The sequence below is a fragment of the Streptomyces sp. NPDC016562 genome (genome assembly GCF_043076955.1).
Classification (GTDB): domain Bacteria; phylum Actinomycetota; class Actinomycetes; order Streptomycetales; family Streptomycetaceae; genus Streptomyces.
Genome location: NZ_JBIBRZ010000004.1, coordinates 655,360 through 682,208, shown reverse-complemented (window position 1 = coordinate 682,208; position 26,849 = coordinate 655,360). Strand labels below are relative to the sequence as shown.

The 26,849-nt window shown below is 73.5% G+C and carries 18 protein-coding genes, 2 tRNA genes and 1 rRNA gene; 9 read left to right on the top strand and 12 right to left on the bottom strand.

The genetic code is table 11. From position 1 onward, the window contains the following. Positions 1–361: 361 nt before the first annotated feature. Positions 362–898 (bottom strand): MarR family transcriptional regulator, encoded by a 537-nt coding sequence (locus ACF059_RS21700; protein WP_360902320.1) that lies wholly within the window; start codon positions 896–898, stop codon positions 362–364. Positions 899–1,021: 123 nt separating this feature from the next. On the opposite strand from ACF059_RS21700, the gene ACF059_RS21695 reads away from it, so the two are divergent. Then, the gene (locus tag ACF059_RS21695) at positions 1,022–2,323 is read left to right on the top strand and encodes an MFS transporter (protein ID WP_392059570.1); all 1,302 of its coding nucleotides are present in this window, start codon (positions 1,022–1,024) and stop codon (positions 2,321–2,323) included. A gap of 69 nt (positions 2,324–2,392) precedes the next feature. Here the strand turns inward: ACF059_RS21695 and ACF059_RS21690 are convergent, their stop codons facing one another. Further along, positions 2,393–4,204: a SpoIIE family protein phosphatase gene (locus ACF059_RS21690; protein ID WP_392059567.1), complete on the bottom strand. Its 1,812-nt coding sequence runs from the start codon at positions 4,202–4,204 to the stop codon at positions 2,393–2,395. A 135-nt stretch (positions 4,205–4,339) separates the two neighbouring features. Beyond that, positions 4,340–5,770 carry an NAD(P)/FAD-dependent oxidoreductase gene (locus tag ACF059_RS21685; protein WP_392059531.1) on the bottom strand — a complete coding sequence of 477 codons (1,431 nt, stop codon included), beginning with the start codon at positions 5,768–5,770 and terminating at the stop codon, positions 4,340–4,342. 339 nt (positions 5,771–6,109) lie between these two features. Here ACF059_RS21685 and ACF059_RS21680 point away from each other — a divergent pair, with 339 nt between their 5' ends. Both ACF059_RS21680 and ACF059_RS21675 read left to right on the top strand, forming a co-directional pair. Continuing rightward, entirely contained in the window at positions 6,110–6,886 is a 777-nt protein-coding gene (locus ACF059_RS21680) for a TetR/AcrR family transcriptional regulator (RefSeq protein ID WP_392059528.1), read from the top strand. A 274-nt stretch (positions 6,887–7,160) separates the two neighbouring features. Continuing rightward, on the top strand, positions 7,161–9,116 hold the full coding sequence (locus ACF059_RS21675) for a sigma-70 family RNA polymerase sigma factor (protein ID WP_392059525.1): 1,956 nt from the start codon (positions 7,161–7,163) through the stop codon (positions 9,114–9,116). A gap of 60 nt (positions 9,117–9,176) precedes the next feature. Here the strand turns inward: ACF059_RS21675 and ACF059_RS21670 are convergent, their stop codons facing one another. Next, positions 9,177–12,467: a BTAD domain-containing putative transcriptional regulator gene (locus ACF059_RS21670; protein WP_392059522.1), complete on the bottom strand. Its 3,291-nt coding sequence runs from the start codon at positions 12,465–12,467 to the stop codon at positions 9,177–9,179. Positions 12,468–12,801: 334 nt separating this feature from the next. After that, complete coding sequence (locus tag ACF059_RS21665; RefSeq protein ID WP_392059518.1) at positions 12,802–15,060, bottom strand: asparagine synthase-related protein; 2,259 nt, start codon at positions 15,058–15,060, stop codon at positions 12,802–12,804. A 641-nt stretch (positions 15,061–15,701) separates the two neighbouring features. On the opposite strand from ACF059_RS21665, the gene ACF059_RS21660 reads away from it, so the two are divergent. The 4 genes from ACF059_RS21660 (at position 15,702) to ACF059_RS21645 (ending at position 20,980) form a co-directional block, all read left to right on the top strand. Next, complete coding sequence (locus tag ACF059_RS21660; protein WP_392059515.1) at positions 15,702–17,351, top strand: sporulation protein; 1,650 nt, start codon at positions 15,702–15,704, stop codon at positions 17,349–17,351. 67 nt (positions 17,352–17,418) lie between these two features. Beyond that, entirely contained in the window at positions 17,419–18,648 is a 1,230-nt protein-coding gene (gene lhgO, locus ACF059_RS21655) for an L-2-hydroxyglutarate oxidase (protein ID WP_392059512.1), read from the top strand. Positions 18,649–18,729: 81 nt separating this feature from the next. Then, on the top strand, positions 18,730–19,539 hold the full coding sequence (gene trmB, locus ACF059_RS21650; RefSeq protein ID WP_392059509.1) for a tRNA (guanosine(46)-N7)-methyltransferase TrmB: 810 nt from the start codon (positions 18,730–18,732) through the stop codon (positions 19,537–19,539). Between the two features lie 43 nt (positions 19,540–19,582). Further along, positions 19,583–20,980: a PrsW family intramembrane metalloprotease gene (locus ACF059_RS21645; protein WP_392059506.1), complete on the top strand. Its 1,398-nt coding sequence runs from the start codon at positions 19,583–19,585 to the stop codon at positions 20,978–20,980. Here the strand turns inward: ACF059_RS21645 and ACF059_RS21640 are convergent. Both ACF059_RS21640 and ACF059_RS21635 read right to left on the bottom strand, forming a co-directional pair. Further along, a complete protein-coding gene (locus ACF059_RS21640) occupies positions 20,889–21,905 on the bottom strand; it encodes a M23 family metallopeptidase (protein ID WP_392059503.1) in 1,017 nt (338 codons plus the stop codon). The two genes, ACF059_RS21645 and ACF059_RS21640, sit on opposite strands and share 92 nt — an antisense overlap. A gap of 434 nt (positions 21,906–22,339) precedes the next feature. After that, a tRNA-Met gene (locus ACF059_RS21635) sits at positions 22,340–22,413 on the bottom strand. 324 nt (positions 22,414–22,737) lie between these two features. Between ACF059_RS21635 and ACF059_RS21630 the strand changes: the two genes are divergently transcribed. Then, a complete protein-coding gene (locus tag ACF059_RS21630) occupies positions 22,738–23,988 on the top strand; it encodes an LPXTG cell wall anchor domain-containing protein (protein WP_392059500.1) in 1,251 nt (416 codons plus the stop codon). Between the two features lie 215 nt (positions 23,989–24,203). Here ACF059_RS21630 and ACF059_RS21625 read toward each other — a convergent pair whose 3' ends face one another. The 5 genes from ACF059_RS21625 to ACF059_RS21605 all read right to left on the bottom strand — a co-directional run bounded on the left by ACF059_RS21625 (position 24,204) and on the right by ACF059_RS21605 (position 26,557). Then, the gene (locus tag ACF059_RS21625) at positions 24,204–24,638 is read right to left on the bottom strand and encodes a hypothetical protein (RefSeq protein ID WP_392059498.1); all 435 of its coding nucleotides are present in this window, start codon (positions 24,636–24,638) and stop codon (positions 24,204–24,206) included. A 123-nt stretch (positions 24,639–24,761) separates the two neighbouring features. After that, a 5S ribosomal RNA gene (gene rrf, locus ACF059_RS21620) occupies positions 24,762–24,878 on the bottom strand. A 59-nt stretch (positions 24,879–24,937) separates the two neighbouring features. Continuing rightward, positions 24,938–25,738: a hypothetical protein gene (locus tag ACF059_RS21615; RefSeq protein ID WP_392059495.1), complete on the bottom strand. Its 801-nt coding sequence runs from the start codon at positions 25,736–25,738 to the stop codon at positions 24,938–24,940. A 160-nt stretch (positions 25,739–25,898) separates the two neighbouring features. Then, positions 25,899–25,971 (bottom strand) — tRNA-Lys (locus ACF059_RS21610). A 76-nt stretch (positions 25,972–26,047) separates the two neighbouring features. Next, entirely contained in the window at positions 26,048–26,557 is a 510-nt protein-coding gene (locus ACF059_RS21605; protein ID WP_392059493.1) for a hypothetical protein, read from the bottom strand. 113 nt (positions 26,558–26,670) lie between these two features. Between ACF059_RS21605 and ACF059_RS21600 the strand changes: the two genes are divergently transcribed. Then, positions 26,671–26,817, top strand: a complete 147-nt coding sequence (locus ACF059_RS21600; RefSeq protein WP_392059490.1) for a hypothetical protein — start codon at positions 26,671–26,673, stop codon at positions 26,815–26,817. The last annotated feature ends 32 nt before the right edge of the window (positions 26,818–26,849 follow it).

The window sequence follows — 26,849 nt, the reverse complement described above, 5'->3', positions numbered from 1 at the left end:
TTGAGTTCTCAAGGAACGGACGCTTCCTTTGTACTCACCCTCTCGGGCTTTCCTCCGGGCTTTCGTTCTGTTCTTGCGTTTCCGACTCTATCAGATCCTTTCGGGCCTGACCCCCGGTCAGCGGGGTTTGCCTTCCGGGCTGTTGGGCCCTTCCGACTCCCGAACTCTAGGGGATTTCCCCGGCGATTCATAATCGGCCTTCGGAAATTAATTCGGGCATGCCGAATTCGTTCCCGGTGGGAGATCGTGCAGAGTTGGGTGCCGCAACGAGGCGGCGGGATGCGTCGTCGCCAAAACCTTCCGGCTCTGGGACAACTCGAAGAACCTTACGGATCAACGGAGGCCCTGTCAAACCGGGTGATCAGCCGGGTGACTGGAGGTCCTCCACGCGGTCCAGGAGGCGGGTCAGCATGTCTCCCAGTACCCCGCGCTCCGCGGTGGAGAGGTCCTGGAGGAGGTCCTCCTCGAAGACCGTGGCCGCGCGCATGGCGTCCAGCCACTTGCTCCGGCCCTCGTCCGTGAGCTCCACGATCACACGGACCCGGTTGGACTCGTCCCGCTCGCGGGTGACCAGTCCCTCCGCCGTCATGCGGTCGATCCGGTGGGTCATTGCCGCCGGCGTGAGCCCCAGCTGCTTCGCGAGCTCGCTCGGGCCCATCCGGTAGGGAGCGCCGGAGATGACGAGGGCCTTGAGGACCTCCCACTCCGCGTTGCTGATGCCCAGGGCCGCGGTCTGGCGTCCGTACGCGACGTTCATGCGGCGGTTCAGGCGGCTCAGAGCCGATACGACCTTCTCGACCTGGGGGTCGAGGTCCTGGAACTCGCGCTGGTAGACGGCGATCTGCTCATCGAGGCTCGGTTCGTGGACGGGCGCGGTGCCGTCGGGGGTGTCACCCATGGGTCGAAGTATCGCATGAAGCCGTTGGCGTCTAACTCCTTCGGTGTGTAGTGTTAAGCATCGAACTTTAGGTATGAAGTCTTCAGGCTTCAGTTATCAAGGCAGGTGAAAGTGACCAGGGTGATGGGCGCCGCGCTGCGGCGGATCCAGGCCGGGAACGCGCTGACCGCGTTCGGCATCGGCTTCACGGTTCCGTTCCTCTACATCTACGTGGCGCAGGTGCGGGCTCTGGGCTCCATGGCTGCCACGAGCGCGTTCGTGGCCTTCGCTCTGGGCGCTCTGGTCGCGCTGCCCTTCACCGGCCGCGTCATCGACCGGCGTGGTCCCGTCCCGGTGGTGATGGGCGCTGCCGTCGCCGCCTCGGCCGGGGCGCTCTCGCTCGGGCTGTCCACCGGCCTCGTGCCCATCCTGCTGTCGGCGCTGGCGCTCGGCGCCGGGCAGGCCGTGATGCAGCCCGCCCTGGCCACGATGATCGTGTGGTGCTCCACGCCGTCCACCCGGACCCGTGCGTTCGCCCTCCAGTTCTTCGTGCAGAACCTGGGTCTGGGCATCGGCGGTCTCCTCGGCGGTCAGATCGTCGACGAGAGCCGGCCGGGCAGCTTCACCCTGCTCTTCGGCATCGAGGCCGTCATGTTCCTGGTGCTGGCCGGGGTCATCGCCACCGTGCGGATGCCCCACGTGCAGGGGTTCAAGGACGCCCGCCCCAAGGACGCGGCGCAGCCGGGCGGCGGCTGGCGGGGGCTGATGCGCCACAAGGCCATGGTGCAGCTGTGCGTGCTGGGCTTCGTGGTGTTCTTCGCCTGCTACGGCCAGTTCGAGTCGGGTCTGGCCGCCTTCGGTACGGAGGCCGCCGGGATCTCCCCGTCCACGCTCGGTTTCGCGCTCGCCGCCAACACCGGGGCGATCGTCGTCGCGCAGTTCGTCGTGCTGCGGCTCGTCGAGAAGCGGCGGCGGTCGCGGGTGATCGCGCTCGTCGGGCTGATCTGGACCGGGGCGTGGATCATCGCCGGGTTCTCCGGGCTGGGGCACGGCAGCGCCGTGATGGCCGCCGCCGCGTTCATCACCACGTACGCGCTCTTCGGCATCGGCGAGGCCATGCTGTCGCCGACGCTGGCGCCGCTCGTGGCGGATCTGGCTCCCGAGGGCTCGGTGGGTCAGTACAACTCGGCCTTCGCGCTGGTCAAGCAGATGGCGCTGGCGCTGGGGCCGCTCGGGGTGCCGCTCGGGGCGGGGATTCCGTTGCTCTACATCGGGGTCTTCGTACTCGTGTCCCTCGGGATCGCGTTCCTGGCGCTGCGGCTCGGCAGGCGGCTGAGCCCGGCGCAGGACAACCCGTCGCTGTCCAGGGTCGTGGCGCAGGGCGGTCCGGCCGTCGTGGCGGGGGCCGGGGCCGGGGCCGAGGCCGCGGAGCCCGTGCGCGCGTAGGGCTTCGTAGGACGTGAGGAGAACGCGCAAGGCCCCGGTCCTGAGGATCGGGGCCTTGCGCGTGTCCGGTTACTTGTCCGGCAGGGCGAACTCGCACCAGACGGCCTTGCCGCCGCCCGGGGTGCGGCGGGAACCCCAGGACGAGGCGATGGTGGCGATGATCGAGATGCCGCGGCCGGTTTCGTCGGCCGGTTCGGCGCGGCGGCGGCGCGGGAGGTGGTCGTCCCCGTCGGTCACCTCGACGATCAGGCGGCGGTCGGTCCGGCGCAGGCGCAGGCGCATGGGCGGGGTGCCGTGCTGGAGGGAGTTCGCGACGAGCTCGCTGGCGGCCAGGACGCCGAGGTCGCACAGCTCGATCGGGAAGCGCCAGGAGGCGAGGACGCCCTGGGCGAAGGCGCGGGCGCGCGGGGCAGCCTCGATGCCGCCGTGCAGTTCCAGGCCGGCGTTGTGGAAGAGCTCGGCGTCGGTGCCGGTGCGGGCGGGCTGCTGGAGGACCATCACGGCGACGTCGTCGTCGTGGTCGGCGTCCACGCCGAGGGCGCGCATCAGACGGTCGCAGATGACGGCCGGGGTGCCCTGGGCGCCGGAGAGGGCGCGTTCGAGCGCGGCGACGCCTTCGTCGATGTCCTCGCCGCGGCGTTCGACCAGGCCGTCGGTGTAGAGGACGGCGGTGGAGCCGGGGCCCAGGGCGATGGTGCCGGAGGTGTGCAGCCAGCCGCCGGTGCCCAGCGGCGGGCCGGTGGGGTCGGCGGCTCTGCGTACGGTGCCGTCCTCGTCGCGGACCAGGATCGGGAGGTGGCCGGCGGAGGCGTACGCGAGCAGGCCCTCGTTGGGGTCGTGGACCGCGTACACGCAGGTGGCGATCTGGCTGGCGTCGATCTCGGCCGCGAGGCCGTCGAGGAGCTGGAGCACCTCGTGCGGGGGCAGGTCGAGACGGGCGTAGGCGCGGACGGCGGTGCGCAGCTGGCCCATGACGGCGGCGGCGCGCACGCCGCGCCCCATGACGTCGCCGATGACGAGGGCGGTGCGGCCGGCGCCGAGGGTGATGACGTCGTACCAGTCGCCGCCGACGGCGGCTTCGGTGCCGCCGGGCTGGTAGGTGGCGGCGACGCGCAGGTCGTCGGGCTGTTCGAGCTCCTGCGGGAGCAGGGAGCGCTGGAGGGTGACGGCGGCTTCGCGCTGGCGCCGTTCGCTGGCGCGCAGGCGCTCGACGGCCTCGGCGTGGTCGGTGACGTCGGCGAGGTGGATGAGAACGCCGGTGTGGTGGGGGTCGGAGCCGCTCTCGCTTCCGCTTCCGTTCTCCCGTTCGCCGTCGGTTTCGGGCTTGGGGAACTCGACGGGAGTGCAGGTGACGGTGTACGAGCTGCCGCCGCCCGGGGCGGTGCGGTTCTTGGCGGTGCGGGACTTTCCGCTGCGCTGGACCTGGTCGAGGAGCGGGAGGAGGCCCAGCTCGCCGAGCTCGGGCAGGCCTTCGTGGGCGGGTGCGCCGGGGGTGCGGGCGCCGAAGCCGGCGGTGTAGGCGTCGTTGACGTAGGCGATGCGGTGCTCGGGGCCGTGGACGAGGGCGACCAGGGACGGGAGCCGGCCGAGGACCTCGCGTACGGAGAGCTCGTCGAGGGAGGGCACGGGTGCGAGGCTGCCGGGGCGCGCCGGGGCGGACCCGGTCGCGGCGCCGGTGGCGGAGCCGGTGCCGCGGACCGTGGGGTCGGCGGGGTGGCCGTCCGCGGCGGGCGTGGACCGCTCGGTTCCCGGGGCGGGGCCACCGCGGGCCGCCGGTACCGCGCCTTCACCCCGCTTGGCCTGGGCGGCGGCGTGTTCGGTCCGGGCGGCGGCGCGGCGCTGCGTTCCGGGAAACCGGGCGCTCCAGCGCGTGAAGTTCACTGCGTTCAAGCCTCGTGGTGTCGCGAGTGGTCGCTGTGTCGCTCGTAAGCGGTCGCTGACTGGACGATGTCACTCTGTGCAGGTGTGAGCCCACCTATGGTCACACGTCCAGTGTGGCCGACCGCACTGACAACGTCAGCTCTGGCTGTTCTGCGGGGGGTTGGGGGCGGGGGGCGGCGGCGGGTACTTGGGGCCGCCGCCTGCGGCGAGTTCGAATTCTGCCCTGGGGTGTTCGAGGGAGCCCAGGGACACGATCTCGCGCTTGAAGAGGCCGGAGAGGGTCCATTCGGCGAGGACGCGCATTTTGCGGTTGAAGGTGGGGACGCGGCTGAGGTGGTAGGCGCGGTGCATGAACCAGGCGGGGTACCCCTTGAGCTTGCGCCCGTAGACGTGGGCGACGCCCTTGTGGAGGCCGAGGGAGGCGACGGAGCCCGCGTACTTGTGGGCGTATTCGGTCAGGACCTCGTCGCGGAGGGCGGCGACGAGGTTGTCGGCGAGGACCTTGGCCTGGCGCACCGCGTGCTGGGCGTTGGGGGCGCATTCGCGGCCGGGGCCTTCGGTTCCGGGCGCGGCGGTGATGTCGGGGATGGCGGCGGCGTCGCCGGCGGCCCAGGCGTGCTCGACGCCCTCGACGGTGAGGAAGGCGGTGCAGGCAAGGCGGCCGCGTTCGTTGCGGGGCAGGTCGGAGGCGGCCAGGATCGGGTGCGGTTTGACGCCGGCGGTCCACACGACGGTGCGGGTGGGGAAGCGGGCGCCGTCGCTGAGGACGGCGACGCGGTTCTCGCAGGATTCGAGCCGGGTCTCCAGGCGGAGGTCGATGTTGCGGCGGCGCAGTTCGCGGATCGTGTAGACGCCCATGTCGGGGCCGACCTCGGGGAGGATGCGGTCACTGGCCTCGACGAGGACCCATTTCATGTCCTCGGGCTTGATGTTGTGGTAGTACCGCGCCGCGTAGCGGGCCATGTCCTCCAGCTCGCCGAGGGCTTCGACGCCGGCGTAGCCGCCGCCGACGAAGACGAAGGTGAGGGCGGCGTCGCGCAGGGCCGGGTCGCGGGTGGAGGAGGCGATGTCCATCTGTTCGATGACGTGGTTGCGCAGGCCGATGGCCTCTTCGACCGTCTTGAACCCGATGCCGTAGTCGGCGAGTCCCGGGACGGGGAGGGCGCGGGAGATGGAGCCGGGGGCCAGGACCAGTTCGTCGTACTCCATCTCCGTGGGGCCGGTGCCCTCGTCCGCGGTGGCGAGGGTGGCGACGGTGACGGTGCGCTTGGAGTGGTCGATGCGCTGGGCCTCGCCGATGACGACGCGGCACTTGTCGAGGACGCGGCGCAGCGGGACCACGACGTGACGTGGGGAGATCGAGCCCGCGGCTGCTTCGGGGAGGAAGGGCTGGTACGTCATGTAGGGCTCGGGGGTGACCACCGTGACCTCGGCTTCGCCGGCTCTCAGCTTTCGCTGGAGCCGGAGCGCCGTATACATGCCGACGTAGCCGCCGCCGACGATCAGGATGCGCGTGCGGGGCGGGGTACCGGGGGCCGTGCCCCGGGAGTTAGCAGCCTTCACCATCCCATGACGCAACGTGGCCGGGAGTTTGTCCACAGCCCCGACAAATTGTGTGACCGGAGGGGATGCCGGGACAGGGGTGAAGCGGACCCCTGGTGGGGGTGGGAATCCGCAGGTCAGAGGGCACGGAATGGATGATTCCGGGAACGTGTGAGGAAAAAGTGAGGGTGAATGCTCCGATCGGGCGGTGGTCCGTCCGGGGCTGCCTCTTCTGAATTGAGTCTGGCTCAACTATGTTCGTATCCCGTCGAGAAGTAGGACCGGGCCCGAGACCGTGGCCCCTCTCGACACGAAGGCGGGGAGTGTCTCCGGGGGGAGACAAATGATTACCGGGGGAAACATATGAACATTTCCGACTTCCATGGTTCTGCGACCGCACTCTCGGTCGAGGCCAACGGCCGCCCGCTCGCGGGCGCCACGACCACGCACGGCGTAGGCCGGTCCACGCCGCTGCGCGTCGACGCCCAGCGCAACCTGGAGCACGTCCTGCGCGCGGCCCGCGAGGTCTTCGGCGAGCTGGGCTACGGGGCTCCGATGGAGGACGTGGCCAGGCGTGCGCGGGTCGGTGTCGGCACCGTGTACCGGCGGTTCCCGAGCAAGGACGTCCTGGTCCGGCGCATAGCCGAGGAGGAGACGGCCCGGCTGACCGAGCAGGCCAGGACCGCGCTGGGCCAGGAGGAGGAGCCGTGGGAGGCGCTGTCGTGCTTCCTGCGCACCTCCGTGGCCTCGGGCGCCGGGCGGCTGCTGCCGCCGCAGGTGCTGCGGGTCGGCGCGGCGAGCGAGGACGGGGCCGAGGACGCGGAGGCGGCGCGTGTTCCGCACCAGCGTCAGGCGGGCGCGGCCGGGGCGGCTCCCGAGCTGCGGGTCCTGGGCGCGCGGGGCGCGTCGGAGGACGAGCCGTCGGACGACGCGGGCGCGGGTGCGCTGCTCGAGGTCGTCGGCCGGCTGGTGCACCGGGCGCGGGAGGCCGGTGCTCTGCGCGGCGACGTCACGGTGGCCGATGTCCTGCTGGTGATAGCGACGGCGGCGCCCGCGCTGCCCGACCCGGCGCAGCAGGCGGCGGCTTCGACCCGGCTGCTCGACATCCTGCTCGAAGGGCTGCGGTCGCGCGCGGTGTGAGCTCGCGGGGCGCGAGGCGGTGACGCGAAGCGGTGACGCGAAGCGGTGACGGAGGGCGGTGACGCGAGGCACCGTCCGCTCGTACGGTCGGGGACCAGGTACGGATCGATGCGGATTCGGTTCGGATTCAGTGCGGATGAGTTCGGATCAGTACGACGATTCGCCGAATCCTGCCCGGACGAGTGGATGGTGCGCAGACAGGGCGGACGCGTGGCCGCCGTGTGACACGCTTGATCGGTGTACCGGTTGAGTGTGTCGTGCGGGGGCTTCCGCGATGGGCGTTGACGGGCGGGAAGAGCCACTCGGTGGCGCCGGCAGCGAGGTCGAGGGGGGCAGCCTGCCCGCCCGGCAGGTGCCGGCGCAGCGCGAACCGGGCGGACGGCACGCCCGTTCCACCGGCCTCTCCGCGACCGCGGGCCTCGGTGGCGAGCTGCCGCCGTCCGACGGGGACCTGGTCGCCCGGATGCGGGGCGGTGACGACGGGGCGTACGAGGAGCTGTTCCGTCGGCACGCCGAAGCCGTACGGCGCTACGCCCGGACCTGCTGCCGGGACGGCCACACCGCCGACGACCTGACCGCCGAGGTGTTCGCGCGGACCCTGCAGGCGGTACGGGGCGGGGCGGGGCCGGACCAGTCGGTGCGGGCCTACCTGCTGACCACCGTGCGCAGGGTCGCCGCCGCCTGGGTCAAGACCGCCAAGCGGGAGCATCTCGTCGAGGACTTCGCCGTCTTCGCGGAGCAGGCGGGCAGCGGTGCGGAGAGCGGAGCCGCGCTGGCCGGGGACGACACGCTCGAACTGGGCGCGGACGTACGGGCGATGCACGAGGCCGAGCAGTCGCTGGCCATGCAGGCCTTCCGGAGCCTGCCCGAGCGGTGGCAGGCCGTGCTGTGGCACACCACCGTCGAGGAGGCCTCGCCGAGTGCGATCGCGCCGCTGTTCGGGCTGAGCGCCAACGCGACGGCGGTGCTGGCCAGTCGCGCCCGCGAGGGGCTCAAGCAGGCGTATCTGCAAGCCCATGTGAGTTCGACGCTCAGCGAGGGCGGCGACTGCGCGCGCTACGCGGACCGGCTGGGCGCCTATGCCCGGGGCGGGCTGCGGATGCGGGCCGAGCTCGGGCTGCGCAAGCACCTGGAGGAGTGCGTGAAGTGCCGGCTGGCCGCCGGTGAGCTCAAGGACGTCAACGCGGGCATTCCCGCGCTGTTGCCGGTCGCCGTCATCGGGTGGTTCGCCGCCGGGTACGCGGTCAAGGCGGCCGGGGTCGTGGCCGGTGGAGCCGTCGCCGCCGGCGGTGCCGGGGCCGCGGCGGCCGCCGGCGGGTCGGGGGCGGGAGCGGGAGCAGGGGCCGCGGGAGGTGCGGGCGCCGCCGGGGCGGGCGGCGCCGGTGGGGCCGGTTCGACCGCCGGGGCCGGGGCGCTGGCTTCCGAGGGGCTGGGGCTGCCCGCCAAGGCCGCCATCGCCGCCGGGATCGCAGTGGCCGCTGCCGCGGGGGTGGTGTTCGCGTTCACCGGGGACGATGCCGAGCCGCAGGCCCGGGCGACGCCCGCGCCCAGCGTGGCCGCGCCCGCGGTGCCCGTCGTACCGCCGCAGCCGCAGACCCCCGCCCCGACCGTGGCAGAGCCGGAGCCCTCGCGGAGCGCCGTACCGTCGCGGCAGCCCGCGCCCTCGGCTCCGGCCGCGCTCGCTCCCCCGGCGCCGGCCTCGCCCACGCCCTCGCCGAGCCGGAAGAAGCCCTCGGCCGCGCCGTCCCCGAGCAGGTCCGCGGCGAAGGCGCCGCCGCCTCCGGCGAAGCCGCCGCAGGGGTTCCAGCTCGCCGTGCTCCGCCATTCGGCGTACGGGGACCACAGCGGGCCCGAGGTGCAGACCTGGCGCAGCAGCTGGGTGTGGCAGCGCTGGGGGCTGAAGGTGGGCGACCGGCGGTTCCAGCACGGGATCACCGTGAACTCGCGCTCCTCGGTGGAGATCGCCCTCAACCGGCGGTGCACCGCGTTCTCGGCGCGGGCCGGGGTGGACGGCCTGTCGTTGTTCACGGACGGCGCGGTGCGGTTCTCCGTGTACGCGGACGGCCAGCGGCTGTGGCGGTCCGCCGCCCTCGGCTTCGAGGACCCGCCGGCGGCCGTGTCGGTCTCCCTCTCCGGACGCAAGACGCTGCGGCTGGTGGTGGAGAGGGACGGGCCGGGCACCCTGCCGGTGCTGGCGAGCTGGGCGGACGCGGTGATCAGCTGTGGGTGATGTGCGGTGTGGGTGATGTGCGGTGTGGGTGCGTGGCCGGTGGGAATCGGCTGCCGGTGATCAGCCGGTGGTGAGGGCCGCGGCGAGGGCCGCCGGGGTGAGTGCGGCTCCGGAGCGTTCCTCCCGGGTGTAGCGGGCCGGGCCGAGGAGGGCGCGGGCCCGCTCCGGAAGGCCCGCAACGGCGCCGCTCTCGGGGACCGAGCGCGGCAGGCCCGCGCGCCAGGCGGTGGCCGCCGCGAGGGCCCGTACGGCGTCGGCGGGCCGGTCGGCGTCGGCGAGCATGACGGCCGCGGCCTCGGCCATGCCCGCGAGGAACCGTTCGGCGCAACGGGCGGCGACGGCCGCGCCCAGAGCGGGTCCGATCCGGGCCAGACCGGCCGCCGGGCCGTGCTCGTACGCGGCGAGGACGGCTTCGACGGTGTCCAGCGCGGCGGTCAGCTGCGGGGGTACCGAGGTGCGTTGCTCCTCGGCGCGGGCGCGCGCGCACTCGGCGCGGGCCCGGTCGGCGTCGCCGCGCTGGAGGGCGATCAGGGACGAGAGCAGCCGGGCGAAGGCGTTCACGTCGTACACCCCGCCGGAGCGGTCGGCTTCGCGGTCAGCCTCCGCCAGGAGCTGCTCGGCGGCCGGGAGCTCTCCGGCGCAGTAGGCGACCTCGGCGATCCGGGCGATGGCGTAGGGGGCCTCGACGTGGGCCCCCACCTCGCGGGCGAGGCGCAGGCACTCCCCGTACTCGGCGCGGGCGTCGGCGTAGCGGCCGCGCGTGAAGGCGACCTCTCCTGCGGCGGCCGCCACCTGGGCGCGGGTCCAGCGGTCACCGACCCGGGCGTTGATCTCGTGCAGCTCGGCGAGGTCGGCGTCGACGGTGAGCAGGCCGCCCGTCGCGTCGATGGCGATGTGGGTGCGCAGCAGGAGGGTCACGCCGAGCTCCCAGTCACCGCCGTAGCGGCGGCAGTTGGCCACCGACTGGTCGAGGTCGGCATGGAAGTCGAGGGGGTCCTCACCGGTGAGGAAGGCGGTCATCGGCCACAGCATGCCGGGGAAGGTGGTGGTCTGCGGCGAGGGGTGGCGGTGGGTCTCCTTGATGCGGGCGGCGAGGGCGCGGTACTCGGCGGTGCGGAACCTCTCGGCGGGTTTGCCCTCGGCGAGCAGGAAGAGGTTGAGGATCTGCAGGCGCATGCGCCGCCAGTACGCGGGCGAGCCCTCGGGGTGGTCCGAGGGGGTGTCGGCGAGGACGCGGGCGGTCCACTCGGCGCCCTCGGTGCGGTAGTTGCGCAGCCACCAGAACCAGCCGAGGGCGAAGACGAGGCGCTGGGCGGTCTCGGTGTCGCGGTCCACGACGAGGGCGGTGTGCAGGGCGGCGCGGAGGTTGTCGAGCTCGGTCTCGACGCGGCGGATCCAGGGGAGCTGCGCGGCGGAGCGGATCAGGGGCTCGGCCTCCTCGGCGAGGGCGAGGAAGTGGGCGGCGTGGCGGCGGGCGGTGGCGCGGGCGTCCGAGAGGTCCGAGGGGTGGGCCGGGTCCGAGGGGTGGGCCGGGTCCGAGGGGTGGGCTGGATCCCGGGGGTGGGACGCGGCGCGCTCGGCGGCGTACTCGTGGATGGTTTCGAGCATGCGGTAGCGCATCGCGGACCCGCCGCCGAGCTCTGGATCCTCCGGCTCCGCGACGACGAGGGACTTGTCGACGAGGGAGCCGAGGACGTCGGCCACGTCGAGGGACCCCTGCGCGCAGACGGCCTCCGCGGCGGCCAGGTCGCAGCCGCCGGCGAAGACGGACAGGCGGCGCAGGACGGCCCGCTCGGACGCGTCCAGCAGGTCCCAGGACCAGTCGACGACGGCCCGCAGGGTCTGCTGGCGGGGCAGGACCGTACGGGCTCCACTCGTCAGCAGCCGGAACCGGTCGTCGAGCCGGTCCGCGATCTGGCGCGGGGTCAGCAGCCGCAGCCGCGCCGCCGCCAGCTCGATCGCCAGCGGCAGACCGTCGAGGCGGGCGCAGATCTCGGCCACGGCGTCCGGGTCCTCGTCCACCGTGAACCCGGCGCGGGCGGCGGCCCCGCGGTCGGCGAAGAGACGGTGGGCGTGGGCGGAGGGCAGGGGTTCGACGGGGCGGACACGCTCGCCGGGCACGCCGAGGGGTTCGCGGCTGGTGGCCAGGATCCGGACGCCGGGGCAGTGGGTGAGGAGTCGCTCGGCGAGCTCGGCGGCCGCGCCGACGACGTGCTCGCAGTTGTCGAGGACGAGGAGCAGGCGGCGGTGTGCGCAGTGCTCCACGAGCTGGGTGGTGGGGTCCTCGGCGGCGGTCTTCTCGCGGGCGACCAGGGAGTTCTCGCGCAGGCCGAGGGCGCTGAGGACGGCGCCGGGGACGGCGGCGGGGTGGTCGAGGCGGGCGAGTTCGACGATCCAGCCGGGCTCGGGGTGGTCGGCCGCCGCGTGCTCGGCGAGGCGGGTCTTTCCGGAACCGCCGGGGCCGGTGAGGGTGATGAGGCGGTGCCGGGCCAGGTCGGAGTGGAGGGAGGCCAGTTCGGGTGCGCGGCCGACGAAGGAGGTGAGGCGGGGGCGGAGGTTGCCGCGCGGGGGCCGGGGCTGGGGCTGCGCCTGCGGGTGGGGCAGCGGTGGGTGTGCTGCGGGCCGAAGGAGTTCCGCGTGGAGGGCGGTGAGTTCGGGGCCGGGGTCGGTGCCGAGCCCGTCGGCGAGGACGCGGCGCGTGCGGTCGTACGCGGCCAGGGCCTCGGCGGGTCGGCCCGCCGCGCGCAGCGCGCGGATCTGCTGGGCGCGCGCGGTTTCGTCGTACGGGCGCTCCTGGATCAGCGTCTCGATCTCCGGCAGGAGATCGGCCGGGGCCGGTGCGCCGGCGCGGAGGTCGGCCTCGATGCGGTCCCGCAGGGCCGCGCCGCGGCGGGCCTCGGTGGCGGCCGCATGGGCGGTACGGGCGGGCTCGGGCAGGTCGGCGAGGGCGGGGCCGCGCCACAGGGCCAGGGCCTCGCGCAGGGTGCGGGCGGCGGCTTCCGGGTCGGTGGCGAGCTCGCGGCCGCCGTGGGCTGCCAGCCGGTTGAACCGGTGCAGGTCGACGTCCTCGCGCTCGGCGGCCAGGCGGTAGCCGCCGGCCGGGTCCGTGTGGACGGACGCGCGGCTGCCGAGGGCGCGGCGCAGGCGGGCGACGAGGGCCTGGAGCGCGGCCGGGGCGTCCTGGGGCGGGTCGTCGCCCCAGACCTCGTCGACGAGATCGGGCACGGAGGCGCGGGCGCCGGCCCGCAGGGCGAGGGCGGCGAGGAGGGCGCGCAGCCGGGCGCCGCCGAGGGGGAGGGGAGCGCCGGTCTCGTCGCGCGCCTCGGTGGGGCCGAGGATGAGGTAGCGCACGGGGCCATTCTGCCGGGCCCCTGCGGGGACGCGGCAGCGGATTTCGCCGGGGCGCGCCTCAGCGCCCGCCCCGCGCCTGGCCGCGGCGGGACAAGCGCCGAACGGCGCACGACCCGGCCAGGCCAACGCCCACCGGCGCACCGGCCGTAGCCGGGCCCGGTCAGGACAACGCTGGGCAGTGCACCGAAGGCCAGGCCCCGGTCAGGGCAGTGCCGGGCACACCGCCCCGGCAGCGGCCCCCGTCACGACAACGCCCGGCCGCGCACCGCCCCCAGCCGCGCCCCGCTCGGGCCAGCGCCCAGCCGTGCACCAGCCCCCGCCGCGCCCAGCCCCGTCACGACAGCGCCGGGCGGTGGACCGGGACTCCCTCCGGGACTGCCCTGCGGCGGGCTGTTGAGGTGCCGGTCCAGCAGGTGCCGCGGCGGGCCAGGAGGCGGTGGAGCCACAGCTCCATCGAGACGAGTTCCGCCAGGCCGTCCAGCGGGACCGGGCGGCCGTCCGCCGCGTCGAGCAGCGCCTGGCGCACCACCCGGGCCTCGATCAGCCCGGCGTCCGCGAGCAGCGGGGAGGCGAAGAGGTCCAGCAGGTCGCCCAGGGCGGCGCGCAGCCCCAGCCGGGTCGCCGTCTCGTTCGGGGTGTGGGCGGTGGCCCCCCAGCCCGCGGGGAACTCGCGCACCCCGGCGGAGGACAGGACGGTCCGCAGGATCTCGGCCCGGGCCCCGGGCTGGACCCGCAGGGATTCCGGCAGGGCGCGGGCGGCCCGGACGACCTGGTTGTCCAGGAAGGGGGCGTGCAGGCGCTGGCTGCGGACCTCCACGGCCTGTTCGAAGACCCGGTGGTCGGCGGCGTGCCGGGCGAGCAGCGCGCGGGCCCGCGCCTCCCCCGGCCGCAGCGACAGCGGCGGGCGGCCGGCGGCGGCCGCGAGACGGATCGATACTTCCGCCAGTGCCTCCCCCGTGAGCCAGCCCGCCGCCGGGCCCGGCCGCGACCAGGTCAGGGCGGCGAGGGAGGCGTCCACCGGACCGGAGGATCTCTCGGTGACCCCGCCCTCGCGGAGCCTGGCCGCGGCGGCCTCCATGCCCGCGCGGTACGTCGTACGGGAAAGTCTGCGGGCCGCCGCGTACACGGTCAGCGGTACCAGCAGGGATTCCCCGGCGGCTCCCGAGGCGGAGGCCGAACGCGCCAGCGCCGCCACCGGCCGCAGCAGGTGGCGCCGCCGGCGGTCCATCAGCAGGTCGGCCATGCGCGCCGGGTGCGCGTCCAGGACCTGGCGGGCGCCATGGCCCGTGAAGTGGTCGGCGCTGCCCGCGGCCAGCCGGCGGCGCTCGCGCGCGGCGAAGACCAGCGAGGGCCCGGGCTCGTCGGTGAGCGGGCCGTCGAGGTCCGCGTACGGGAGGGCCTCCTCGGCGGCGGCCACGACGACGTGGTGCAGCCTCGGGTCGGCCGCGATGATCCTGGCCCGTTCCAGTTCGGCCTCGCGCCCCTGCGGGGTGGCCAGGTCGTTGAAGGTGACCGCCAGCAGCCGCGCCCCGGCCGGGCTCATCAGACTGCCCGGGGCGCCGGGCAGACCCGCCGCCAGCAGGGCCAGGGTCGCGGAGGCGCTGCCGCCGGAGAGGTCGGCGCCCACCCCCGGGGCCGGGGCGCCGCGGGCCGCGCGCCGGTCGGCGGGGCCCATGCCGGGCACGGGGCCGGGATCGTACGGCGGCAGGGTGTCGGGAGCATGCCGGGGCGCCGTGAGCCGGGCGCGCACCGCGGCCGTCAACGCTTCCCGCACGCCCTCCACCGCGCGCCCGGCGTCGGCCTCGGGGGCGGCCACCGCGAGGGAGGCGGCCTGTTCGTAGCCGGTGATCTCGCGGGACCCCTCGCGCAGGATGAGCGCGTGCCCGGGCGGGATGCGCCGCACCCCGGCGTACGGTGTGCCGTCGCCCAGTGCCTCCGGGCTGTCGGGGCAGGCCAGCAGGGCGGCGAGGTGGCCGATGTCGAGCTGTGCCTCGATGAGGTCGGCGAGCGGGAGGGCGGCGGTGGCGTACGCGGTGCCGCTCGCCCAGGGGGTGTAGAAGACGGGCCGGGCGCCCGCGAGGTCGCCGAGGACGGTGATGCGGCGGCCGTTCTGGACGACGGCGGTGTAGCTGCCGGGCCACTGGGTGAGGTGGCGCAGCGCGCCGCCGCGGGCGGCGTAGAGCGCGCTGCGCAGTTCGGCGTCGGTCGCACCGCAGCAGCCGAGGACCGCGAGCCGGGTGAAGGGGTCGGCGGGGTCGGCGGTGAGCGTGCGGATCTCGTCGGGGCGCCAGTCGCCGACGGCCCAGAGCGGGTCGGGGTCGCCCCACAGCAGCTGGGCGCCGACGGGGTGGACGGTGCGTTCGGCGTCCGCGCCCGGGTCGCCCGGATGGGCGGCGTCCGCGATGCCTCCGCGCAGGGGCGCGCCGCCCTCGCCGTAGCCGGTGTCGCCGTAACCGCCGTGGCCGTAACCGGCGTCGCGTCCGTGGCCGTATCCGCCGGGGCGGTGTCCGCCCTGGCCGGAGACGTGGCCCTGGACGCGGCCGGCCGTGCCGAAGCTCGCGGCGATACTGCTCCAACCCACCAACCAGCGCACCGCCGCCTCCCCAGCCTGTGGGCACATGACCGGGGCACGGGCAGCACGGACGGCGCTGAGGGCGCGGTCGGCGGGACCCCGGGTGGCTCGGGTCCATGCTGCCACGGGACAGGCGTGCGAGAGGGTCAAAGGGGGCGCACATGCAAACGAACACGCCCCCGTGACGGGGTATTTGGCGTTCCGTTCCCCCCGTCCCATAGGTCTCTTTCGGCCATTCTTCGACCGTCCTGAGGGCCGTACCGAGGGCCTTCGCGCGCCATCGCACGGCGGGGCGCGGGCGCGGTCCGGGAGGCGGGATCCGCCCCCCGGACCGTTCCGCCACCCGCGGGGATTGAGGTAGCGGCATCCCCCGGCCCGCCCGATCCGCGCAGCGGGCCGACCCACGCACCGCACATCGAATCGCCGGGCCCCCGGACCGGCCAGAGCGCACGGGCGGGCGCACGGCCACACGGGCGGAGCACGCGCGGACCCGTGCGCCCCGGCTCCGGGTCCGGGGCGGACTGTGCAAACGGACAACAATCCCGCCATACGGAAGTAGAGGCCTTAACGCTTGGGAGGCGGGGAACTACGCTGGGTTTACGAAATGCCGGGCGCCTATGCCCCGGCGGCGTATGCGTTCCGCGTGTGACGAGGGGTGGCGCATGTCCAGGGAGCTCCGCGAGCCCAATGAGAAGCTCGGCGCCGTCCTCGCCCTCGCGGGCATCAGCAACGCCGGGCTGGCCCGGCGCGTCAACGACCTCGGCGCCCAGCGCGGTCTGACGCTGCGGTATGACAAGACCTCGGTGGCCCGCTGGGTGTCGAAGGGGATGGTGCCGCAGGGCGCCGCGCCCCATCTGATCGCCGCCGCCATCGGCGCGAAACTGGGCCGGCCGGTGCCGCTGCACGAGATCGGCCTGGCGGACGCGGATCCCGCGCCCGAGGTCGGCCTCGCCTTTCCGCGCGACGTGGGCGCGGCGGTGCGTTCGGCCACCGACCTCTACCGGCTCGACCTCGCGGGGCGGCGGGGTGGTGGCGGGATCTGGCAGTCGCTCGCGGGCTCGTTCTCGGTGGCGGCGTACGCGACGCCCGCCTCCCGGTGGCTGATATCTCCTGCCGACGGCTCGGTGGCGCGCGAACCGGCGCGCCCCTCCCAGAACCCGTCCGCCCCGGCGCCGACAGCCGTCGAGCTGACGGACGCCGGGCCTGAGCCGGACGCGCACCCGCGTCCCTTACGCCAGAACCCCGTGGCTGCGACCACCCCGTCTCAGGACCCGCCGGCTCACGAGGCCCCGGAAGGACGTACGACCGGACCGGCGACGGGACCCATGACCGCGGGCCCGCCGTCCACCGTTGTGCCCGCGCAGCCCGCCCCCGAAACGCCGCGCGACCACGGCCAGCGCGTGGGCCACAGCGATGTGGCCAAGCTGCGCGAGGCGGCCGAGGACGCCCGCCGCTGGGACTCCAAGTACGGCGGCGGCGACTGGCGTTCGTCGATGGTCCCCGAGTGCCTGCGGGTGGACGCGGCTCCGCTGCTGCTCGGCTCGTACACCGACGAGGTGGGGCGCGCGCTGTTCGGCGCGACCGCCGAACTGACCCGGCTGGCCGGGTGGATGGCCTTCGACACCGGCCAGCAGGAGGCGGCCCAGCGCTACTACATCCAGGCGCTGCGCCTGGCCCGCGCCGCCGCGGACGTACCGCTCGGCGGCTACGTGCTGGCCTCGATGTCCCTGCAGGCGACCTACCGGGACTTCCCCGACGAGGGCGTCGACCTCGCCCAGGCGGCCGTCGAGCGCAACCGCGGGCTGGCCACCGCCCGCACGATGAGCTTCTTCCGGCTGGTCGAGGCCCGGGCGCACGCGAAGGCCGGCGACTCGTCGGCGGCGGGTGCGGCGCTGCGGGCGGCGGAGGGCTGGCTGGAGCGGGCGCGGGCGGGCGATCCGGATCCGACCTGGCTGGGTTTCTACTCGTACGACCGTTTCGCGGCGGATGCGGCGGAATGCTACCGGGACCTCAAACTGCCCCGGCAGGTGCGGCGCTTCACCGAGCAGGCGCTGTCGCGGCCCACCGAGGAGTACGTGCGCTCGCACGGGCTGCGGCTGGTGGTGAGCGCGGTCGCGGAGCTGGAGTCGGGCAACCTCGACGCGGCGTGCGCGGCGGGCACCCGGGCGGTGGAGGTGGCGGGCCGGATCTCCTCGGCGCGGACGACCGAATACGTACGGGACCTGCTGCACCGCCTGGAACCGTACGGGGACGAACCCCGCGTGGCGGAGCTGCGCGAGCGGGCCCGGCCGCTGCTGGTGGCGCCCGCGTAGGGGTGCGGCGCGGGGATCCGGGGCACATACCCGGAGGGGGTCCGGGGGCCGCGTTGTCGGTGGTGGGGTGCAGTATGCAGGGGTGGGAGGTGTCAGCGTGGGCGGCGGCGTGGACTGCGATGTGCTGGTGATCGGTGGCGGGATCGTCGGCCTGTCGACGGCGCACGCCCTGTCGCGCCTCGCTCCGGGCACCAGGGTCGTCGTGCTGGAGAAGGAGTCCGGTCCGGCCCGGCACCAGACGGGCCGCAACAGCGGGGTGATCCACAGCGGGATCTACTACCGGCCGGGTTCGCTGAAGGCGCGCTTCGCGGTGGGCGGAGCCGCCGAGATGGTCAAGTTCTGCGCGGAGCACGGCATCGCGCACGAGGTGACGGGCAAGCTGATCGTCGCCACGGAGCGCGAGGAGCTGCCCCGGCTGCACGCCCTGGTCCAGCGCGGCCGGGAGAACGGCATTGCGGTGCGCGAGCTGGGCCCGGCCCAGATAGCGGAGTACGAGCCGCAGGTGCGGGGCCTGGCCGCGATCCACGTCGCCAGCACCGGCATCGTGGACTACGGCCAGGTGAGCGCCCAGCTCGCGGAGTCCTCCGGCGCGGAGATCGTCTACGGCGGGGCGGTGGACCTGATCTCGCGCCGCCCGTCGGCGGTGGCGGTCCGCACCACGTCCGGCCTGGTGGTCCGGGCCCGGGTCCTGGTGAACTGTGCGGGTCTGCAGTGCGACCGGGTCGCCCGGCTGGCCGGGGACGACCCCGGGATGCGGATCGTCCCCTTCCGGGGCGAGTACTACGACCTGGCGCGTCCCGACCTGGTCCGCGGGCTGGTGTATCCGGTGCCCGATCCGGCGTTCCCCTTCCTCGGGGTGCACCTGACCCGGGGCATCGGCGGCGGCGTCCACGTCGGGCCCAACGCGGTGCCCGCGCTGGCCCGCGAGGGCTACACCTGGTCCACCGTCCGCCCCCGCGACCTCGCGGACGAGCTCGCCTGGCCGGGCTCCTGGCGGATGGCCGCCCGGCACTGGCGGTACGGGACGGGCGAGATCCACCGCTCGCTGTCGAAGCAGGCCTTCACCCGGGCGGTGCGCCGCCTGCTGCCCGCCGTCACGGCGGCGGACCTGCGCCCCGCCGCGGCGGGGGTCCGCGCGCAGGCCGTGCTGCGCGACGGGACCCTCGTCGACGACTTCCTGATCCGCGAGGCCCCGCGCACGGTCCACGTCCTGAACGCGCCGTCGCCCGCCGCGACCGCCTCGCTCCCGATCGGCCGCGAGATCGCGATGCGGGCCCTGCGCACGCTCGGCGGGTGAGGCGCGGGGGCCCCGGGCCGGAGCCCGCGCCGCGGCGCCGCGCCGGAGCGGCTGCTCCCCGGGCCGTAGAATCTGGGCATTGTGTCTGAGTCCCGTACCCCCCCGCCCAGCGCCCCGGAGACCGTGCCGGAGGCGAACTCCTACGTCCCCCCGAAGTGGCGGACCGAGCCCCGGTTCCCCGACGGGCCCTCGCCGGACCCGGCCGGCTCGCACCACGAGCGGCGGATCCGGAGCTTCCAGCCCCGGCGCAGCCGGGTCACCACCGGCCAGGGTGAGGCCCTGAAGCGCCTGTGGGGCACGTGGGGCCTGGACATCGACGGCCACGAGGTCATCGACCTCAAGGAGCTCTTCGACGGCCTCCCCGTCGTCCTGGAGATCGGCTTCGGCATGGGCGAGGCCACCGCCCAAATGGCCGCCGCCGACCCCGGCACCGGGATCCTCGCCGCCGACGTGCACACCCCCGGGCAGGGCAACCTCCTCGCCCTCGCGGAGCGGGGCGGCCTCACCAACGTCCGCGTGGCCAACGGCGACGCGATCATCCTGCTGCGCGAGATGCTGCCGCCCGCCTCCCTGGCCGGGATCCGCGTGTACTTCCCGGACCCGTGGCCCAAGGCCCGCCACCACAAGCGGCGGCTGATCCAGCCCGAGTTCCTCACGCTGGCCGCCACCCGCCTGGCACCCGGGGGCGTGCTGCACTGCGCGACCGACTGGGAGCCGTACGCCGAGCAGATGCTCGAAGTCCTCACCGCGCACCCGGACTTCGAGAACACCCAGCCCGACGGCGGCTTCGCGCCGCGCCCCGACTTCCGGCCGCTCACCCGCTTCGAGGGCCAGGGCCTGGACAAGGGCCACGTCGTACACGACTTGCTCTTCCGCCGCAGGGAGAACTGACAACGTCACTGCGCGTGTCAGAACGGATCGCTAGGGTCATGGTGTGTTCCGAGCGCTCCTCCCCCGGCTTCCGCTGGGAGACACCCCCAGGCTCGTACGTCCGTCGGGCGCGGTCCGCACGGGCGTGCTCCTCGTCCTGCTCGCCGCCACCGGGATCTCGATCCTCGAACTCGTACGGGAGCAGACCGGCACGGCCGGCTTCTTCGTCGGTCTCGGCCTGGCCCTGCTGCCGGTGGCGCCGCTCATGGCGGCCTTCCGGTGGCTCGGCCGGGCCGCGCCCGCGCCCTGGCCGCAGTTGCTGTTCTGCTTCGGCTGGGGTGCCTGCACCGCGGCGCTGATCGCGATACTGGCCAACAACGTCGCCACCGAGTGGATAGCCGCCGCCGCGACCGACCCGTCCGACGCCGACCACCTCGGCTCGGTGGCCATCGCCCCGGTGGTGGAGGAGAGCGCCAAGGCGGCCGCCCTGGTGCTGGTGTTCGTGTTCCGCAGACGGCACTTCACGGGCCCCGCCGACGGATTCGTGGTGGCCGGGTTCACCGCCACCGGCTTCGCCTTCACCGAGAACATCCTCTACCTCGGCAACGCCTACGGCGAGGACCTCGCCGAGGGCGCCGGCCTGCTGGACTCGGTGACGGCGGCGACCTTCTTCGTGCGGATAGTGCTGTCGCCGTTCGCGCACCCGCTGTTCACGGTGCTCACCGGCCTCGGCTTCGGCGCCGCCGCGCTCAGCGCCCGCCGTTCGCGCCGACTCGGCCTGCCGCTGCTCGGCCTGGCGCTGGCCATGTGCATGCACGCCCTGTGGAACGGCTCCTCGCAGCTGGGGGAGCACGGCTTCTACACGGTCTACGCCTGCGTGATGGTCCCCGTGTTCGGGCTGCTGGTGTGGCTGGCGGTGCGGATACGGCGCGGCCGGCTGCAAGCCGTCGCCGGGGAGCTCGCCCTGTACGCGGCCGCGGGCTGGCTCGGCCCCGCCGAGGTGCCGGCGCTGGCCTCGATGCCGGCGCGGTCCCTGGCCCGCTCCCTGGCCCGGCGCAGCGGAGGCCGGGCCGCGGGACGCGCCGTCGCCCGGTACGAGGCGGACGCGGCGGCCCTGGCTCTGCTCCGCAACCGCGCGCGCCGCGGTGGCCCGGGCCGGGAGCCGGATTTCGCGGGCCGGGAGCGGGAGTTGCTGCACCGGCTGTGGCTGCGCCGCGCGACGGCCGGTCCCGCGCTGGCCCGGGCGGCGGTCCTGGAGGAGCTGCTCCCTCCGTGGTTCGACCCGCTGGACCCGCTCAGCCCCGCGGTCGCGGCCGCACGGGCCGGCGTACCGCTGCCGCGGCGGGCGCACGCGAACCCGGCGGCCGACCTCAGACGTTCAGGCCCTTGGAGTTCAGCCACGCCAGCGGGTCCACCGTCGATCCGCCCTTGCGCACTTCCAGGTGGAGATGGGGGCCGGTGACGTTACCGGTGGCGCCGACGCGGCCGATGGTGCTTCCGGCGGCGACCGAGCCGGAGGTCACGGACATCGAGGAGAGGTGGCAGTACCAGACCTCGGTACCGTCCTCCAGCTCCAGCACGATCCGGTAGCCGTACGCCCCGGACCAGCCGGCCGAGGTGATCGTCCCGGCGGCCACCGCCTTGACCGGGGTGCCGGTGGGGGCCGCGAAGTCGAGGCCGGTGTGGTAGCCGGAGGACCACATGGAGCCGGCCACCCCGTAGTGGGAGGTGAGGGTGTAGGCGGAGGTGGGCAGCGCGTAGGCGCCGGACGCCGCGGCGCGCTCCTGCTCGGCCTTGGCCGCGGCCGCCTTCGCGGCGGCCTCGGCCTCTTCCGCGGCCTTCGCCTCGGCCTGCGCCTTGGCTTCCTCGGCCGCCTTGCGGGCCGCCTCCAGCTTGTCCTTCGCCTCCTGCGCCGCGGTCTCCCGCGCGGCCCGCTCGGCCTCCGACCGGGCCTGTGCCTCGGCGGCGTTCTGCTGGGACTCGGCCTGCTGGAGGATCCGGTGGCGCAGCACCTCGCCGGCGTCGGCGCCCTGCTCGGACTGCTGCGCGATGATCCCCGTCTTCGCGGCGGCTGCGGCGGCGGCCCCGCCGTCCGCCTGCCCCTGGTCCCCGGACATCAGGCCGGGCAGATCGGGCAGGTCCGGCAGGGATATCGCAACCTGGGGGCGGTCCTGCGCGGTGGCGATGCCGCTGGCGCCGACGGCCGCGATGACACCGACGCCCAGCACGGTGGAGCTGCGGGCCAGGCCTCCGCGTTGCTTGGCGACCCGGTGCTTGCCGCGGACCGGACGGACCGAATCCTCGGTGGGATTCCACTCGCCCCAGGCACCCGCCGTGGGCGGCTCCTGGACTTCGATGCCTTCAGGGGCAGGCAAGTTGGAGGCCACCGGGGCACACTCCTCATCGACGCGCTGTGACGCGCGCGCGCACGGTGCCGTCTCTTGCGACGGCTGGGACGACCGCGCTGCGTTATCGAAAGGTAATAGACGTAGGGGAGTGATTCCAAGCTGTTGCGATTGATCGTTCACACCAATCAGCCACGCACCGACCGGCTCTGGCCAGGGCTTTTCCCAGCAAAGAGGGATCAACTCGGGCAAAAATCAACCGACTCCCTCACCTCTTCAGCCACACGCTGGGAATGACGGTCCGCCAGCTCCCTTGCGCAGCGCGCCTTTTCGGATACGGAACGTCACGCGCGCCGTGGCCAGGGGCGCACCGCACGCGGACCCGGGGCGAGCCGGGCGGGTGACGGCGCGTGAGAACGGGCCGGGAACACGACGAAGGCCCGGCTCCCCAAGGGGAACCGGGCCTTCGTACTGAGTAGCGGGGGCAGGATTTGAACCTACGACCTCTGGGTTATGAGCCCAGCGAGCTACCGAGCTGCTCCACCCCGCGTCGGTAAACACAACTCTACGCCATCCAGGGGGAGCGCTCCGCCAATAAACGGCCGACCCCCTCCTGGAGCGACATCACCGCAGGTCAGAGACCTAAAACTGAGTTTCGGAGGGGCTGACGGAGCCCGTGAACGGCGCGTTCCGTTTCCAAGATCATCTCTGTTGCACGCCGGTGACACTTCAGGGATCGTTCAGGGATCGGACACCGGCGATGATTCACCTGTCGCCAAGGCCAGGGGGAACACGGACCGGCCGGGCGACACCGACCACACCAACCCGCCTCGGCGCTCTGCCGATGCCTTGTGATTCCTGGGGGGAGTCCACCATGTCCGTTCGCACCGCAGCCGCCATCGCAGTCGTCGCCGGCGTCGTCACCACTCTGCTTCCGCTGTCGGCCACCACCGCGGCCGCCGCACCGGCCACCGACGGCCACAACGTGCTGCGTACGGAGATGAGCACCCCGGTCCCCAACGGGTCGCTGACCCGCGGCGGAGCCACCGAGACCTTCGACCTGACCGTGAAGAACCCCTCGGACAAGGCCGTCACCTACAACCCGTGGATGCTGGTGGACCCGAGCGGCCCCAGCCCGCTGGAGGAGAACGCCATCGTCTTCAAGGTCGACGCGGTGGACGCGCCGGCGACGAAGTACGCGGTGGGCCAGCAGGACGGCGAGTGGCAGGGCCTCTTCTACCCGGCGAACGCCTCGGACGCCCAGAAGGGCTTCGACATCCCGGCGAACGGCAAGATGACCTGGAAGGTCACCGTCGGCCTCGGCGCGAACTACCCCACCAACGACGGTGACTTCAAGTTCACCGCCAGCAGCTTCAACAACTCGGTCGCCCCCGGCGGCGCCGACTCCCACCTCTTCCAGGTCGACCCGCAGATCAAGCCGGGCGAGCTGAAGACCTGGTTCACGGAGGCCAACGCCGAGCCGGGCGGCAAGGAGCGGCGCGCCTACCTGAACCTGAACTACCAGGCCACGGGCGAAGGCACCTTCGACAACGCCCTCGCGACCACCCTGGCCCTGTCCCACCCCGGCCAGGAGAAGGCCGACTTCCGGATCCAGGCCCTGATCGACGGCCGCTGGCAGGACCTGAAGGCCGTGGACAGCCAGTACGCGCTGCCCCAGATCCCCAAGGGCTTCGGCGCGGCGTCGGGCACCCGCACCGTGGAGCTGCGCGTGAGCCTGGGCCTCGACACCGAGATCAAGAAGAGGACGACGATCACGCTGGAGTCCCAGGTGGCGCTCGCCAAGGGCAACAGCTCGCCGCTCAAGCACAGCGCGGTCCAGTTCGTCCTCGCGCCGATCACGGACGACAAGGGCCCCGCCCCGACCCCGTCGGCCACCCCGTCCACGACCCCCTCGGCCACGCCCTCCGCCACCCCCTCGGTCCAGCCGGCCGTCGCCACGGGCCAGACCAACCTGACCACCACCACCGGCTCGGCGGGCGGCGCCCTCGCCAGCACCGGCTCCGACTCCTCCACCGGCCTGTACGCCGGCCTCGCCGCCACCCTGGTCGCCCTCGGCGCGGCCGCCGCCTGGCTCGGCCGCCGCCGCCGCGGCGCCTCCGCCTGACCCACACCCCGTACGCACGAGCGCCCCACCCGGACCGATCGGGTGGGGCGCTCACGCGTGCGGGCGTCCGCCGCCGCCCTCAGCCGTTGCCGGACAGCTCGAAGACCACGGCGGCGGGCAGTGTGTCCGGGGGCACCGAAATCAACGCGATCGGCGCCGACGGAACCGACGCATGTGCGGGCACGACAATCCAGCTGCCTTGATCACGCTCTTCTTCAGAGAGTCAGGCTGACGAGCCAGTGGTCGTACTCCTCCGCAGTGATGCCGCAGATGTGGGCGCTGGAGCGGGATCGGGCGATGAATTCGATCCGCCCTTGGTCGTCTACGAGGCGGGCGACGTCGGCCTTGTCCGTAAGACGCACGCGGACCCAGCCGACCCCGGCACTCCCCCTCACAACGGCCGTGAGAAGGAACGTCCCGTCGTCGTCGACGACATCGGCTCCGCGGGCATGTTCGAGCCACAGCTGGTGGACTCCCCCGAGGTCTCCCTTCAAGGGAAAGGTGGCTCTGGGCTCCACGCCGAAGCCCGCCATGGCCCGCCAAGCCGTTTCGACCGAGGGTCCGGGTTCGTTGCCCTGGACCCTGTCCACTTCGAGGCCGCTGCTGCGGATGAGTTCAACGAGGTCGTCTTCGCTGGTGCGCAACATCATTTCCCCTCGCAGAAGGAAGGGTGATCTCCGATCGTCTGGTCTTCCATGACGATGCAGGCGACGGCCCTCAGACAAAAAAGAGAGGCCCTGTCCGCGCATGCGCAGACAGGGCCTCTTACATCTATTCGGCGGCGTCCTACTCTCCCACAGGGTCCCCCCTGCAGTACCATCGGCGCTGAAAGGCTTAGCTTCCGGGTTCGGAATGTAACCGGGCGTTTCCCTAACGCAATGACCACCGAAATTCTTCGATTGCCGGACCGGTGAATTGCGCACTCAGGTCCGACTCTCTACGCCAGATTCTACACATCCCCGGACGCGCGTTGCCGCACGTGGGAGCCGACGGCGGCGATTGCGTACCAGTCCTCCCGAACCTGCAGCATCCACCTGCGCATCGCGTCGTGGCGCGGGTCGGGGGGCAGGGCCGAGACCCGGGTGAGCAGGGCTTCGAGGCGGACCAGGAGGGCGGGGTCCTCGTCCTGCATCGCATCGATCCTGGGCTCGACGAACAGGTCGAGGAACTCAGCAAGCGTCTCCCTGAACGCATCCGCCGCAGCATCGGGCCGACGGTCCTCGAAGGCTTCCACCACGCAGTCGGCCGGGTTTTCCAGAATCCAGCCGGCGTAGGTCCCGTCGGCCGCCGCCACCAGGTCGAAATCCGGCGCCACGCGCAGACGCCGCAGCCCGGAAGTACCGGAAGGGAAAGCGGAGTACGCGCAGACGATGGCCTTCGCGCCGGGCGCCACCCACCGCACCTCCATCGGCCGGGCGGAGAAGTCCTCCACCGCCCTCGCCCTCACACCACCGCTCTCCCGCAGAAGCCGCAACCATTCGGTCCCGTCCCAATCCGCGTCCTCCTCTTCGGGGAGCGCGACCATGACGCCCACGAGATCCCGGGTCTCCTTGTCGAAACGAATCTCGTCGTCGCCTTCCCACAGCCAGTCCATGCTGCCGAAGGTCGCCCCGATGAACTTCTCCCGGCCCCACCGGTCCGCGTACGGCGAGACGACCACGAACCGCCCACCGACCGAGAACCGGGGCACGGACCCGATCTGCCCCGGTACCGCCTCGGCGACGACACCGCCCTCGAACCTGATCTCCATCCGCGTTCCCGTCTGTCCGTCTCACGACCAGGGGATGACGGGCCGTCCGTTCACGCATCGCTCCCGCACGGGCCCGGATACGACTGAGCGCCCCACCTGGCCGAAACCGGGTGGGGCGCTCAGTAGCAGGTCAGAGGACGTGTCCGCCGCCTGCGAGCGGTAGGCCATGTCGGACTCGAACCGACAACCAACGGATTAAAAGTCCGCTGCTCTGCCAATTGAGCTAATGGCCCTCCGTGTGCTCACCCCAGAGCATAGCCGGACAGCGCCGGTGAGCCGATCGGGTATCGGCCGACCGGCCTGTCGCGGTCAGTTCACCGGCGCAGTGCCGGCGCCCCGGCCGTCGGCGGGCGTGGCGGTGAGCGTCCACTCGTAGTCACCGGTGAAGAGGCACGAACCCAAGGGGGACTTTCCGTCCCACGAGGGGGCGATCAGGCCGCGCGCCTCGGTGCCGGTGCGCACCACCGTGGTGATGCCGGACGTCTTGTTGCGCACCGTCAACTTCCAGGAGGAGACGGGCCTGGACAGCCACCAGCGGGCCTGCCAGGTCTTCGCCTGCTTGAAGTCGACGGTGGCGGCGGTGTCCTGGTCGATCACCGCGAGCGGAGAGGCCGTGCCGGCGACGCCCACGAGGTGCACGGTCTCGCTCGCGTCCGTGTAGGCCAGGCGGCCGCCGAACCGGTCGATGGTCCAGCCGGTGCCGAACGAGCCGACGTACGCGGCGATGTCGGGCTCGCGGACCGGCGCGCCGGAGCGCAGGTTGGTGACCTCCAGGCCGACGCCCGCCTGGTGCACGAGGTAGCCGTCGCCGAGCCGCACCGTGAAGGGCTGGGGGGTGAAGGGCAGCGGGATCCGCTTCCTGGTGGGCGCGTGGTAGGCAGCCGGGCCGTCCCCGTAGGAGGAGCGACGGCCGGTTCGTCTCGGTGTCGGCCGTGGACACGGGTGACCCCATGTGCTTCGGCTGCGGGATCGCGCTGAACGTGATCGACGCGGGCGCCGGCGGCTCGATCCGCCAGGTGCCGCTGCCCTACAGGACGCGGCTGCAGCCCGTCCAGGTGGAGCAGGCCTCCGGCCGCTAGGTACTCTTCGCGGCGACCGAGAACTCCACCCT